Origin of the sequence: Rhodovulum adriaticum, from assembly GCF_004345735.1 — a bacterium.
Classification (GTDB): Bacteria; Pseudomonadota; Alphaproteobacteria; order Rhodobacterales; family Rhodobacteraceae; genus Rhodovulum; species Rhodovulum adriaticum.
The window spans coordinates 69,146-82,505 of record NZ_SLXL01000010.1 but is presented as its reverse complement, the minus strand read 5'-3'; the positions used below and the strand labels follow the sequence as shown (position 1 = coordinate 82,505).

At 66.8% G+C, this 13,360-nt stretch carries 14 protein-coding genes; 6 read left to right on the top strand and 8 right to left on the bottom strand.

Going from position 1 to position 13,360, the window contains the following annotated elements:
* Positions 1-8: 8 nt before the first annotated feature.
* Complete coding sequence (gatA, locus tag EV656_RS12620; protein ID WP_132604656.1) at positions 9-1,496, bottom strand: Asp-tRNA(Asn)/Glu-tRNA(Gln) amidotransferase subunit GatA; 1,488 nt, start codon at positions 1,494-1,496, stop codon at positions 9-11.
* Between the two features lie 5 nt (positions 1,497-1,501).
* Positions 1,502-1,789: an Asp-tRNA(Asn)/Glu-tRNA(Gln) amidotransferase subunit GatC gene (gene gatC, locus EV656_RS12615; RefSeq protein WP_132604654.1), complete on the bottom strand. Its 288-nt coding sequence runs from the start codon at positions 1,787-1,789 to the stop codon at positions 1,502-1,504.
* A 184-nt stretch (positions 1,790-1,973) separates the two neighbouring features.
* On the opposite strand from gatC, the gene purU reads away from it, so the two are divergent.
* Positions 1,974-2,834, top strand: coding sequence for a formyltetrahydrofolate deformylase (gene purU, locus EV656_RS12610; protein WP_132604652.1), 861 nt, complete (start codon positions 1,974-1,976; stop codon positions 2,832-2,834).
* A gap of 121 nt (positions 2,835-2,955) precedes the next feature.
* On the opposite strand, the gene EV656_RS12605 is transcribed toward purU, so the two are convergent.
* A complete protein-coding gene (locus EV656_RS12605) occupies positions 2,956-3,606 on the bottom strand; it encodes a ceramidase domain-containing protein (RefSeq protein WP_132604650.1) in 651 nt (216 codons plus the stop codon).
* Between the two features lie 57 nt (positions 3,607-3,663).
* On the opposite strand from EV656_RS12605, the gene EV656_RS12600 reads away from it, so the two are divergent.
* Positions 3,664-4,356, top strand: coding sequence for a metal-dependent hydrolase (locus EV656_RS12600; RefSeq protein ID WP_132604648.1), 693 nt, complete (start codon positions 3,664-3,666; stop codon positions 4,354-4,356).
* A 61-nt stretch (positions 4,357-4,417) separates the two neighbouring features.
* On the opposite strand, the gene EV656_RS12595 is transcribed toward EV656_RS12600, so the two are convergent.
* The 5 genes from EV656_RS12595 to EV656_RS12575 form a co-directional block, all read right to left on the bottom strand.
* Positions 4,418-4,927 carry a CarD family transcriptional regulator gene (locus tag EV656_RS12595; protein WP_132604646.1) on the bottom strand — a complete coding sequence of 170 codons (510 nt, stop codon included), beginning with the start codon at positions 4,925-4,927 and terminating at the stop codon, positions 4,418-4,420.
* 276 nt (positions 4,928-5,203) lie between these two features.
* Positions 5,204-5,542 (bottom strand): ferredoxin FdxA, encoded by a 339-nt coding sequence (gene fdxA / locus EV656_RS12590; protein ID WP_132604644.1) that lies wholly within the window; start codon positions 5,540-5,542, stop codon positions 5,204-5,206.
* A gap of 72 nt (positions 5,543-5,614) precedes the next feature.
* Positions 5,615-5,992 (bottom strand): RNA-binding S4 domain-containing protein, encoded by a 378-nt coding sequence (locus tag EV656_RS12585; protein ID WP_132604642.1) that lies wholly within the window; start codon positions 5,990-5,992, stop codon positions 5,615-5,617.
* Between the two features lie 3 nt (positions 5,993-5,995).
* Positions 5,996-8,800, bottom strand: a complete 2,805-nt coding sequence (locus EV656_RS12580) for a helicase-related protein (RefSeq protein ID WP_132604639.1) — start codon at positions 8,798-8,800, stop codon at positions 5,996-5,998.
* A 22-nt stretch (positions 8,801-8,822) separates the two neighbouring features.
* Positions 8,823-9,371, bottom strand: a complete 549-nt coding sequence (locus tag EV656_RS12575; RefSeq protein ID WP_243695705.1) for a tetratricopeptide repeat protein — start codon at positions 9,369-9,371, stop codon at positions 8,823-8,825.
* Between the two features lie 83 nt (positions 9,372-9,454).
* On the opposite strand from EV656_RS12575, the gene EV656_RS12570 reads away from it, so the two are divergent.
* The 4 genes from EV656_RS12570 to EV656_RS12555 are packed head-to-tail and all read left to right on the top strand — an operon-like array spanning position 9,455 to position 13,340.
* Positions 9,455-9,742, top strand: coding sequence for an SCP2 sterol-binding domain-containing protein (locus tag EV656_RS12570; RefSeq protein ID WP_132604633.1), 288 nt, complete (start codon positions 9,455-9,457; stop codon positions 9,740-9,742).
* Positions 9,743-9,753: 11 nt separating this feature from the next.
* A complete protein-coding gene (locus EV656_RS12565) occupies positions 9,754-10,701 on the top strand; it encodes an alpha/beta fold hydrolase (protein ID WP_132604630.1) in 948 nt (315 codons plus the stop codon).
* A 42-nt stretch (positions 10,702-10,743) separates the two neighbouring features.
* Positions 10,744-11,751 carry a ligase-associated DNA damage response exonuclease gene (locus EV656_RS12560; protein ID WP_132604627.1) on the top strand — a complete coding sequence of 336 codons (1,008 nt, stop codon included), beginning with the start codon at positions 10,744-10,746 and terminating at the stop codon, positions 11,749-11,751.
* A complete protein-coding gene (locus EV656_RS12555; protein WP_132604624.1) occupies positions 11,748-13,340 on the top strand; it encodes an ATP-dependent DNA ligase in 1,593 nt (530 codons plus the stop codon). The genes EV656_RS12560 and EV656_RS12555 overlap by 4 nt, the downstream gene beginning before the upstream one ends.
* The last annotated feature ends 20 nt before the right edge of the window (positions 13,341-13,360 follow it).

Here is a 13,360-nt window from a genome sequence, read left to right as displayed (position 1 = left end):
CCGCGCTTTTACCACCATTTGGAGGGCGAGGAAACAAAGCTCGCCGCACGCTCCATCACTTCGGCGGTATTCAGCAGGTCGCCCTCTTCCCAAGGCCGCCCGATCAGTTGCAGACCCAGCGGCAGGCCCTGCCCGTCCAATCCGGCGGGCACGGCGATGCCCGGCAGACCGGCCAGGTTCACCGTCACCGTGAACACGTCGTTCAGGTACATCTGCACCGGGTCGGCCTCGGCCATCTCGCCCAGCCCAAACGCCGCCGATGGCGTGGCCGGGGTCAGGATCGCGTCGATCCCGTCGGCAAAGACCGTCTCGAAGTCGCGCTTGATAAGGGTCCGCACCTTGCGGGCGCGGTTGTAATAGGCGTCGTAGAACCCCGCCGACAGCACATAGGTTCCGATCATGACCCGGCGCTGCACCTCGGGGCCAAAGCCCTCGGCGCGGGTCTTTTCGTACATCTGCACGATGCCGTCGCCCTGGGCCAGCTTGGCACGGTGACCATAGCGCACCCCGTCATAGCGGGCCAGGTTGCTGGACGCCTCGGCCGGGGCAATGACGTAATAGGCGGGCAGCGCGTATTTGGTATGCGGCAGGCTGATATCGACGATCTCGGCGCCCGCATCACGCAGCATGTCCGCCCCGTCGGCCCACAGCTTCTCGATTTCGGCGGGCATGCCCTCCATCCGGTATTCCTTGGGGATACCGATCTTCTTGCCGCGGATGTCGCCGGTGATCGCGGCCTCGAAATCGGGCACGGCCAGATCGGCACTGGTGGAATCCTTGGGGTCGTGCCCGGCCATCGCGCCCAGCATGATCGCCGCGTCGCGCACAGTCTTGGTCATCGGCCCGGCCTGGTCCAGCGACGAGGCAAAGGCCACCACCCCCCAACGCGAGCAGCGCCCATAGGTCGGCTTCAGCCCGACGATCCCGGTAAAGGCCGCTGGCTGCCGGATGGACCCGCCGGTATCGGTCCCCGTCGCGGCCAGACACAGATCCGCCGCCACGGCCGCCGCCGACCCGCCCGAGCTGCCGCCGGGCGTCAGCTGCGCATCGTCATTGCCGCGCCGCCAGGGGTTGACCGCGTTGCCATAGGTCGAGGTCTCGTTCGACGAACCCATGGCGAATTCGTCCATGTTCAGCTTGCCCAGCATCACCGCGCCGGCATCCCACAGGTTCTGCGTGACAGTGGATTCGTATTCCGGACGGAACCCGTTCAGGATATGCGAGGCCGCCTGGGACGGCACACCGCGCGTGCAGAACAGATCCTTGATCCCCAGGGGCATCCCGCACATGGCGGGCGCGTCCCCGCCTGCGATACGCTCATCCGCAGCCTTCGCGTGTTCCAGCGCAATTTCGGGCGTGTGGTGAACAAAGGCGTTCAGCGCACCCGCCCCCTCGATTTCCGCCAGACATGCCTCGGTCAGGGCGACCGAAGTGGTTTCGCCCTTGCGCAGCGCATCGCGGGCCTCGGCCAGGGTCAGCTTGGTCAGATCGCTCATCGGCCTTACTCCACCACCTTGGGCACGGCAAAAAACCCCTCGCGCGCGTCGGGCGCGTTGGACAGGATCTTGTCCTGCATGCCGCCATCGGTAACGACATCCTCGCGCCGCTTCAGCCGCATCGGCGTGACGCTGACCATCGGCTCGACGCCGTCTACATCCACCTCGTTCAACTGTTCCATGAAGGTCAGGATGCCCGACAGCTCGCGCGCCAGTTCGGGCAGGTCGTCCTCTTGCACGGCGATGCGGGCCAGGTGCGCCACCTGCCGCGCGGTGTCGATGTCGATGGACATGGGGCCGCCTTTCCTTGTGCCTGAAATCTCGCCCCCGCGTTTAGCCCCGCGCCGCGCGCGCTGCAAGGGTCGCACACGGACCGCGGAATGCCGCGACGGGAAAGGCGCTTGAATTCATGGGCCGTCTATCTCACTACATCCCCGCCCGCGCCCGGGCCATCATCCCAGAAAGGCAAAGCTTGCGATGCCCTCGACCCATTTCATCCTGACGCTGACCTGCGCCGACCAGCGCGGAATCGTGGCCACTGTCTCCAATGCCGTGACAGCCCTTGGCGGGAACATCCGCGAAAGCGCCCAGTTCCGCGATCCTGAAAGCAACCGCTTCTTCATGCGCGTCGCCTTCGATACCGAAACCCCGGCCGAGGCCGACGACCTGCGCGCCCGCCTGCTGCCGGTGATCACCGGCTATGACATGTCGGCAGAGGTCGTGGACGCGGACCGGCGCCCCCGGATCATCCTGATGGTGTCGAAATTCGATCACGCGCTGCTGCACCTGCTCTACCAGATCCGCGTGGGCTGGATGCAGGCCGAGGTGGTGGCGGTCGTGTCCAACCACGAGGACAGCCGCCCCACCGCCGAGGCCCATGGCATCCCCTACCACCACTGGCCGGTGACCAAGGACACCAAGCCCGAACAAGAGGCCCGGCTGAAAGCCCTGGTCGCCGAAACCGGCGCGGAACTGGTGGTGCTGGCCCGCTACATGCAGGTTCTGTCCGACGACCTGTCGCGCGCGCTGGCCGGCCGGATCATCAACATCCACCACTCGTTCCTGCCCTCGTTCAAGGGGGCCAAGCCCTATCACCAGGCCCATGAACGCGGCGTCAAGCTGATCGGCGCAACGGCGCATTACGTCACCGCCGACCTGGACGAAGGCCCGATCATCGAACAGGAAACCGAGCGGGTGAACCACGCGCTGTCACCCGAGGACTACGTCGCCGTCGGCCGCGACATCGAAAGCCGCGTGCTGGCCCGCGCCGTGCGCCTGCACCTGCAACGCCGCGTCCTGCCCAACGGGCACAAGACCGTGGTGTTCATGCCGGGCTGACCCCCCGGCCGCGCGCCCGTGGCGGGTCTATGAATATGGGTACTTAAGCCAAGAAGAAGCGGCAGGGTCTTCTTCTTGGTAAAAATACCCATTGTCCCGGGGCCGCCACCCCGCGCCGCGGTCAGAGGGGGGCGCTGCGGCGGGCGTGGCGTCGATAGACCTCGATCATCCAGCCCAGCATGACCGCGTTCAGAATATGCCACATGAAATGCGTGCCCAGCGGCAGGGCTGCGCAGATAGGGTCGTCCAGACTGCGGAACGTGATCGAAACGGCAAGCAGCCCCGCGCCCAGGGCCAGGCCGCGCGCCGTGGCGGGCGCGCGGCGGCGCAGGAACAGGGCGTGCAGCCCGATCAGCAGCGCGACCGGCGCGTATCCGGCGGAACTGCCCAACCCGGGGACCAACCCGAAAAGCGGTGCGGTCGCCGCCGCATAGGGAAAGAACGCCGCGGTCAGCCCCAGTGCGGACCAGCGGCCCAGCCCCCAGAACTCCCGATGCGCGACATAGAGATACAGCAGGATAAAGCCCAGAATCGGCAACACATCGGCCATCGCGGCCCAGGTGGTTGCGATGCTGTGAAACAGAAAACTGCCGATGCCGATCAACCCCAGCACAACGCATAGCGCGCGCGCCAGCGGCAGGCCGCGCACCCGCGGCCACATCACTGCCGCAGCCAGCAGAAAGGCGGCGTTGGTCAGCGCGTTCACCGGCTCGGCCCAGAAGGCGGGGTCGGTGCGTTCGCAGTAGGCGTCGATCTGGCGCATCCAGTCCATGGGGAATCGCGGTGCTCTTTGCTATGGTCCGACCAAGGTTCACATAGGGAGATTCCCATGAAAATCACGTGGCTCGGCCATTCCGGCTTTCGTATCGAGATCGCGGATCAGATCCTGCTGGTCGATCCCTGGCTGGCGGGCAATCCGATGTTTCCCGAGGATCGGCGCGCCGAGGCGATCGGGGGGGCCACCCACGTACTGCTGACCCACGGCCATGGCGACCATTCGGCGGATGCGATCGCCATCGCGCGCGAATTGGGCATCCCCTGCGTGGGCATCTATGACCTGATGACCTGGTGGCAGGAAAAAGAGGGGATCGAGGTCATCGGCTTCAACAAGGGCGGCACGGTCGCCCTGGGCGATGTCGCCGTGACGATGGTCAACGCGGTGCATTCGTCATCCGTGTCGGGGCCGGACGGGCCGATCTATACCGGGGGCGAGGCTGGGTTCATGCTCCGCGGCGAGGGCCACACGATCTATGTCACCGGCGATACGGACGTGATGGCGGACATGGAGATCTTTAACGACCTGCACGCGCCGGACATCGGCATCCTGTGCGCGGGGGGGCATTTCACCATGGACATGCAGCGCGCGGCCTATGCGGCGCGGACCTTCTTCAACTTCAAGACGGTGATCCCCTGCCATTACCGCACCTTCCCGCTGCTGGAACAGTCGGCGCAGCTTCTCAAGGACGCACTGACCGAGGTCGATGTCATCGAACCGCAGGTGCTGGAGCCGATCACGCTCTGACCGGCCATGAAAAAACCGCGGCCCACATGGGGGCCGCGGTTCAATAGGCGTTGGGGGACGATCAGGCCGCCCGGGACACCAGAACCTCGCCCACCTGTTTCTGCGCGGCGGCCTCATCGGCACCGGACACGGCGGCAACCTCACGCGTCAGGCGCTCCAGGGCCGCTTCGTAAAGCTGACGCTCGGAATAGCTCTGCTCGCGCTGGTCGTCGGTGCGGTGCAGGTCGCGCACGACCTCGGCGATGGCGATCAGGTCGCCCGAATTGATCTTCTGTTCGTATTCCTGGGCGCGGCGGGACCACATCGCGCGCTTCACCCGGGCCTTGCCACGCAACACCTGCATCGCCTCGGACACGACATCGGGCGAGGACAGCGAGCGCATGCCCACCTCGGTCGCCTTGTTCGTCGGGACGCGCAGGGTCATCTTGTCCTTCTCGAAGGAGATGACGAACAGTTCCAGCGGGATACCCGCGATTTCCTGTTCCTCAATCGAGACGATCTTGCCCACGCCATGGGCAGGGTAGACGACGAAATCGTTGGGGCGAAACTCGGATTTCTTGGTCTTGGTCATTCAGTTCTTCCTCGCATGGACCCCTGGCAAGCGCCCGCAAAGAGAAACCTGCCCTTCGGATCCTGCGGACCCGAGGCCAAGTTCACTACGGCGCTAAAAAACCACTCCACAGACGAGCAGCACTGCGGGTGGCGGTCAGGTTTCGGTCGGCCATTTATGAAGCAAAGATAACAGAAAATTCCGCCGGGGGAAAGCACCACCCGGCGGACTCAAGGTCAACCCTTTGAGACCACTTTTCTTTTCCTGCCCGAAGAGCGGGCAGAGGGCGCGAATCGCTCAGCCGCCTTCGCCCGGCGCCTCAGAGAAGTACTTGTCGCGCTTGCCGGCCTCGCCGTCGCGCTCGGCCGCCTCGGGAAGCGGATCCTTGCGGGTCACGATGTTGGGCCAAATCTCGGCGTATTTGCGGTTGAACTCCACCCACTCGTCCATGTCCGGTTCGGTATCCGGGCGGATGGCATCGGCGGGACATTCCGGTTCGCACACGCCGCAGTCGATACACTCGTCAGGATGGATCACCAGCGCGTTCTCCCCCTCGTAGAAGCAATCCACGGGGCAGACCTCGACACAGTCGGTATATTTGCAGGCGATGCAGTTGTCGGTAACGACGTAGGTCATGTGCAGACTCTCGTTCTTGCGTGTTGGCCCCTAGCTAAATCAGGGCGTTCGATCATTCAAGCGGCGGGATGCTCATTCAAAGGGCGGTATGTTGCCCCGCATGATCCCGCGGCGGGCCTTTTTGGTGGGGCGGCCGCCGCCCTCGTATCGGGGGGCGGGGGGCGGCTTGTCCTTGATCGGGGTCAAGTCATCGTAAAGGGTGCGCGCCTCGGGCGCGGGACCGCGGCGTTCGCCCGGCGCCACGATGCGAACCACGCGGATATCGCGGCCCTGGGCAAAGGTCAGCGTATCGCCCGGGCCGACCCGCGCGCCGGGCTTGTCGGTCTTGGTCCCGTTCACGCGGACATGGCCACCGGCGACGACCTTGGCCGCCAGCGTCCGCGTCTTGAAGAAACGCGCCTGCCACAGCCACTTGTCCAGGCGGATGCGTGGGGCGGGCGTGTCGGTCACGCGCTACTTCTTGTCCTTCAGCCCCATCAGCGCAGCGGCGAAGGGGTTGTCGGGGTCGATCGGCTTTTCCTTGCGGGGCGGGCGGGCCTCGAAGTTCTTGGCCTTGTCGGGGCGCGGGCCGCCCTTGGGCTTGCCGCCCGGTTTGCCGCGAGGCTTGCCCTTGTTGCCCTGGGGACGGTCGCCGCGCGGACGCGCGGCCCCGCCCTTGCGCCGGGGCGCCCAGGTAAAGGTATAGAACACCTCGATTTCCGGGGCGGCCTCGCCCGTGTCGGGGGCATCGGCGGGCTGGTCCGCATCGGTCGGCACGGGGGCCTGTTCGGCCTCTTGCGCCTCGTCCGGGGCTTCAACCGCTTCCGTCTCCGTCGGCGCGGCATCCTCGGCGGGGGGCTCTGCCTCGGCGGGGGTATCCGCCGGTGCCTCTGGCGCGGCCTTGACCTTGGGGCGTTCGCCCCGCTCTGCCTTGTAGCCCAGGCCCTGCATCAGGTCGGCGAACTGATCCAGCGTCATGCCGGTGATCGACAACATGTCGGCCTTGGCCTCAAACCCGCCGCGGCTGTCCTCGGCGCGCAGCAGGTCGGCCAGACGCTCCAACATGTCGATGCGGATGGCGCGGCTGCCCGCGGCACGGTAGCCCGACAGGCGATGATAGTCCTGCGGCAGCCCCTCGGTCACGGGGATCGTCACCAGGCCCGGCGGCGGGCTTTCGGGAAACTCGTCCAGACCACGGGCCAGCGAATCCAGCACCAGCCGCAGGCGGGTCGGCGCGGGTTTCAGCAGCAGGGGCATGAAGATGGTATATTGCCCGAAGCGGATGCCATGCTTGCGCAGCGCGCCGCGCGCGTCCTGATCCAGCTGTTTGACATCCTGGGCAACGCTTTCGCGCGGCAGCACGCCCAACGCCTCGACCATCTGAAAGCCGAAGCCGCGCGCCAGCCCGGTCAGCGCCTCGTCCCGTTGCAGGTTCAGCAGCGGCTCGAACAGGGTGGCGATCTTGCGGTCGATGAAATGCTGCAGGCGGCGGCGCACCTTTTCGGCGACCTCCGGCCCGGCCTCGTCGTCGACAAAGGCGGCGACGGTGGGTTTCAGCGGATCGGCCCCGGCCACCAGCTTGCCGACCGAGTGTTCGCCCCACATCAGGCCGCCCTGCTCGGTGTAATCCAGTTCGGTATCGGGGGCGTTATACAGACGATCCGCGCGCAGGTTGAATTCAGGCCCCAGCGCGACCAGCGCCGCCTGGCGCAGGGTCTTGGCCTCGTCGGGGCTGCTAGAGGCATCCTGCCGAAACCGGAACCCTTCCAGCCGGCCGATGAACTCCCCCTCGACCGTCACTTCACCCTTGTCGTTCACCTCGGCCACAAGGCTCTCCTTCTGCTTCAACCGGCGAAGCAGCACACTGGTCCGCCGGTCAACAAATCTTTGCGTCAGCGCACCGTGCAGCGCATCCGACAGACGGTCTTCTACCGCGCGGGTCACGCCGCGCCAATGGGCTTCGTCCGCGACCCAGCCCGTTCGCTGTGCGACATAGGTCCACGTCCGGATATAGGCCAAGCGTTTCGACAGCGTGTCAATGTCGCCTTCTGTCCGGTCGATCCGGCGCACCTGTCCGGCCAGCCAGTCGTCGGGCACCTGCCCCGTTTCCTGCAGGAACCCGAAGATCCGTTCCAGCATGCCCGTATGTTCAGCCGCGGAAATGCCGCGAAAATCGGGGATGCGGCACACATCCCACAGCAGGCGCACATCCCGCGCATCCCCCAGCCGGTCGCGCAGCGCGGGATCGGCCGCCAGGGTTTTCAAGGCATGCAGATCGTCGGCCTCGCGCGCGCGAACCAGCCAGTCGTCCGAGGTCGGCGCCTCAAGCGCGGCAATCAAGCGCTCGGGCGTGCCGAAATCCAGCCGCGAATTGCGCCACTGCAACTTGCGGATCGGGGCAAAGCGGCTGTCCATGATCGCGTCGGCAACCTCGGGGTCCAGCTGCGGCGCCTCGCCCGTGACGCCGAAGGTGCCATCCTGCGTATGCCGCCCCGCACGCCCTGCGATCTGCGCCAGTTCGTTGGGGGCCAGCAGGCGCATGCGCCGCCCGTCGAATTTCGCCAGGCTGGAAAAGGCGATATGCCGGATATCCAGGTTCAGCCCCATGCCGATGGCATCGGTGGCCACCAGGTAATCCACGTCGCCGTTCTGATACAGCTCCACCTGCGCGTTGCGGGTGCGGGGCGACAGCGCACCCATGACCACGGCGCAGCCGCCCTTTTGCCGGCGGATCAATTCGGCATTCGCGTAGACCGTATCGACGGAAAACCCCACGATGGCCGCGCGGGGTTTCATGCGGCTGATCTTGCGCGCGCCGGTGTAGGTCAGGGTCGAAAACCGTTCCCGCCACATGAACCGCGCCTTGGGCACCAGGGCCGCAATGGCCCCGCGCATCGTGGCCGCCCCCAGGAACAGCGTTTCGTGCAAGCCCCGCGCATGCAGCAGCCGGTCGGTGAACACGTGGCCGCGTTCCGGATCGGCGCAAAGCTGGATCTCGTCCACGGCCAGGAAATCCGCGCCCAGCCCGGTCGGCATCGCCTCGACCGTGCAGACCCAGTATTGCGTGCGCTCGGGTACGATCCGCTCTTCGCCGGTGACCAGGGCCACGACCGAGGGGCCGCGCAGGGCAACGATGCGGTCGTAGACCTCGCGCGCCAGCAACCGCAGCGGCAGGCCGATCACGCCGGTCCGATGCGCCAGCATCCGCTCGATCGCATAGTGGGTCTTGCCGGTATTGGTGGGCCCGAGGACCGCCGTGATCCGCGCCTCGCTTGCCATTCTCTGCCCCTTCGCCCGCGCCTCAGAGCGTCTGGCCGGTCACCTTGGGTTCCAGCCGGTTCACGGCATCTTCTAGGTCAGGATCGTGGGGATGTATAGCGCGGGCGGCGCGGTAGGCCTGCAACGCGGCGGCGTGCCGCCCGGTTTCCTCAAGGATGGTGGCCAGCCCGGTCAGCGCGCCGAAATGATCGGGGTTGAGCGTGAGCACATGGGACAGGTCTGCGACTGCCGGCCCGTAAAGACCCGACCTGAAATAGGCCAGCGCCCGGGCGTTGAACCCTTCGGCGAAATCGGGGGCGTGATCGGTCAGCGCGGTCAGGTGTGCGATGGCCTTGGGCCAGTCCTCGGCCTCGATCGCGTCGCGTCCGCGTTTGAGCAGCAGATCGGCCGTGGCCGAACCCGATTTCGACCACTCTGCCCACAGTGCCTCTTCGACGCGTTGCCAGTTCGGCAGGTCGGGGCGCTGCAATTCCTGCAACAGCTCTGCGGCGCGCCCCCCATCCGCCCAGACCGGCGTCGCAAGCGGCAGGGCGGCACAAAATGCCGCAACGACAGGATTGAGAAGTCGCAAACTGATCCCCATAACGTGTATCAGCATAGCGCGGACACCAGCCATGGCGACAGCCCCGCGTTCACATTTTCGGAGGAGACAGCATGAGCGAGATGATGGAACAGGCCCTGGAGGTGCTGCGCGAGAAGATCGAGGGCGGCATCGACGGCGTGGCCAAGTTCGATATCGAGGACGAGGGCGCCATCGTGATCGATTCGGAAGGCGCGCGGCTGGGCGACGACGCCGCCGACGTGACGCTCAGCGCGACGCTGGACACGTTCCGCGACATGCTGGAGGGCGATCTGAACCCGACCGCCGCCTTCATGTCCGGCAAGCTGAAGATCGACGGCGACATGGGCATGGCGATGCGCCTGGCGCAAATCTTTACCTGATCCGCGCCCCGGTGGAACCCGCCCCCCTTTATCGCGACATCGCGGACGGCCCGGCGGACGGCACCGCCCGTTGGCTGCGGGCCGCCGATGGCGTGCGCCTGCGCATTGCCCTGTGGGGGCGCGACGCGCCCGATGGAACGGTGCTGCTTTTCTGCGGGCGCACCGAGTTTGCTGAAAAATACGGCCGGGCGGCGCGCGATTTCCGCGACCGCGGGCTGGCCACCGTGGCGGTGGACTGGCGCGGGCAAGGGCTGGCCGACCGGCTGCACGGGGATGCGCGCCTGGGGCATGTGGACAGGTTCGACGCCTATCAGTGCGACGTGGACGCGGTACAGGCCGCTGTGCGCGATCTGGGCCTGCCGCGGCCGTTCTTCCTGCTGGGGCATTCCATGGGCGGGGCAATCGGCCTGCGCGCGTTGATGCGGGGGCTGGATGTGGCTGCAGCGGCCTTCAGCGCGCCTATGTGGGGCATTTCGATGGCGCCCGCTCTGCGCCCGGTGGCCTGGACCCTCAGCGCCGCCAGCCGACCGCTGGGGCTGGGCGGGCGCTACACGCCCGGCAAGGCGGGCGATGGCGTGTTGCTGGACAATGCGTTCGAGGGCAACGACCTGACCACGGACCCAGAGATGTTCGCCCATATGCGCCGCCAACTGACCCGCTATCCCGAACTGGCGGTCAGCGGCCCCAGCCTGGCCTGGCTGCACGAGGCGCTGCGCGAAAGCCGCCAGTTGATCCGCGCCCCCGTGCCCGATTTGCCGGTGCTGACCTGGCTGGGCACCGATGAACGCATCGTCTGCCCCGAGGCGATCCGCGTGCGAATGGATGACTGGCCCGAAGGACGGCTGGAACTGATCCGGGGCGCCCGGCACGAGGTGATGATGGAACGCCCCGAGATTCGCGCCCGGGTCTTCGACCAGGCGGCGGAACATTTCCTGGCCCATGCCCGCCAGCCAGTCTGAGGGGTTCTGGCCCCCCGGTCACCGCGCCCTATACTCGCCCGCATGGCTGTTCTGAGCTTCACCGATCGCGGCATCTACTGTCCGGCGGGGGATTTCTTCGTCGATCCCTGGCGGCCCGTGGACCGCGCGCTGGTTACCCATGGCCATGCCGATCATGCCCGGCCTGGGCATCGCCGCTATCTGGCCACCGCCAGCGCCGCGCCGGTGATGCGGCATCGATTGGGCGACATTCCATTGGAAACCATCGCCTATGGCGAAACACGGCGGATCGGCGATGCGCAGGTGTCCTTTCACCCCGCGGGGCACGTGCCCGGCTCTGCCCAGATCCGCATAGAGGTCGGGGGCGAAGTCTGGGTGATCTCTGGCGATTACAAGCTGGAACAGGACGGCCTGTCCGACCCCTTCGAACCGATCCGCTGCCACGCCTTCGTCAGCGAATGCACCTTCGGCCTGCCGATCTTTCGCTGGCGCCCGCAGGCGGAAGTGATGACCGACATAAACGCATGGTGGGCCGAAAATGCCGCCCAGGGCCGGTTCAGCCTGCTGGGGGCCTATGCGTTGGGCAAGGCACAGCGCCTGCTGGCGGGCGTGGATACGGGTATCGGCCCGATCCTGACCCATGGCGCGGTCGAGGCCACCTGCGCCGTGATGCGCGCCCAGGGCATCGCCCTGCCCGCGACCGTGCCTGTCACCCCCGACACGGACCTCAAGGCGCACATGGGCGCGCTGGTCCTTGCCCCGCCGTCGGCGCTGGCGGGGCCCTGGGCGCGGCGCTTTGGCCCCGCTGCCACCGGGATCGCCTCGGGCTGGATGGCCCTGCGCGGGGTGCGGCGGCGGCGCGGTGCGGATCGCGGTTTCGTGCTGTCCGATCATGCGGATTGGACCGGGCTGAACGCGGCGATCCGGGAAACCGGGGCGCAGCGGGTGTTTGTTACCCATGGCTACACCGCCGTCTTTCGCCGCTGGCTGGCCGAACAGGGCTATGACGCCGACATCGTGGAAACCGCCTATGAGGGCGAGTCGCTGGACACGGCCACGGATCAGCCATGAAACGCTTTGCCGCCCTGTTCACCGCGCTGGATCGCACAACGAAAATCACCCCCAAGGTCGACGCGCTGGCCGCGTATTTCACCCAGGCCCCCGAGGATGACAGGTTATGGACCGTCGCGCTGCTGTCGGGCCGCCGCCCCCGGCGCGCGGTCACGACCACGCGCCTGCGCGAATGGGCGGCGGAACGGGCGGGCCTGCCGCTGTGGCTGTTCGAGGAATGCTATCCGGTTGTGGGCGATCTGGCCGAAACCATCGCGCTGGTTCTGCCCGACCCCAGCGGCACCAGTACGGCCAGCCTGTCCGACTGGATGGCCGAGATCGCAACCCTTGCCGGCATGGAGGATAGCGAACGCAAGGCCCGCATCCTGGCCGCCTGGGACCGGCTGGACCGGACCGAGCGGTTCCTGTTCAACAAGCTGCTGACCGGGGGTTTTCGCGTCGGCGTCAGTCAAAAGCTGATGACCCGCGCGCTGTCCCGCGCCACGGGAATTGACGAGGCAGAGCTTGCCCACCGCCTGATGGGCGACTGGACGCCCGCCACCACCAGCTGGGCCGGATTGATCGAGACGCCCGACCCGGCCGCGCAACAGGCGCGCCCCTATCCGTTCTACCTGGCCTACCAGGTCGATGGCACGCCCGATGCCCTGGGCGATCCAGCCAACTGGCTGGCCGAATACAAGTGGGACGGCATCCGCGGGCAACTGATCGTGCGGGGCGGCGATCATTTCGTCTGGTCGCGGGGCGAAGAGTTGATGACAGACCGTTTTCCCGAACTGGTGGCGGCCCGCGATTTCCTGCGCCCCGGCATCGCGCTGGATGGAGAGATCCTGGCCTGGGCGGACGGCCGCCCCCTGCCCTTTGCCGCGCTTCAAAAGCGGATCACGCGAAAAAGCGTGCCGAAAAAACTGCTGGCCGAGGCCCCGGTGGTGTTCACCGCCTATGACCTACTGGAGGAGGACGGCCAGGATATCCGCCAGCGCCCCCTGTCGGATCGCCGCGCCCGGCTGAACGCGATCATCGCCGCCCTGCCCGCCGATGCGCCGATCCGCCCGTCGCCGCTGCTGCCCTTTGACGATTGGGCGGCCCTGGCCGAAACCCGGTCCGGCGCGCGCGACATCGGCGCCGAGGGCGTCATGCTGAAACGCGCCGATGCGCCCTACCTGTCAGGCCGGAAAAAGGGCGACTGGTGGAAATGGAAGCTGGATCCGCTAAGCGTGGACGCGGTGATGATCTATGCCCAGGCCGGCCACGGGCGGCGGGCGACGCTTTATACCGATTTCACCTTTGCGGTCTGGCACGATGGGGAACTGGTGCCGTTCACCAAAGCCTATTCCGGGCTGACGGATGCGGAATTCCGCGAAATCACCCAGTGGGTGCGCCGCAATACGCTGCAACGCTTTGGCCCCGTGCGGCAGGTAAAGCCCGAGCATGTCTTCGAAATCGCGTTCGAAGGCATCCAGGAAAGCCCGCGCCACAAATCCGGCCTTGCCCTGCGCTTCCCCCGCATGGCGCGCTGGCGGCGGGACAAGCCGGTGGCAGAGGCCAACACATTGGACGATCTGCGCGCGATGCTGGCCGCGTGGGGGTAGATCCGCCCCACCGGTGGCCG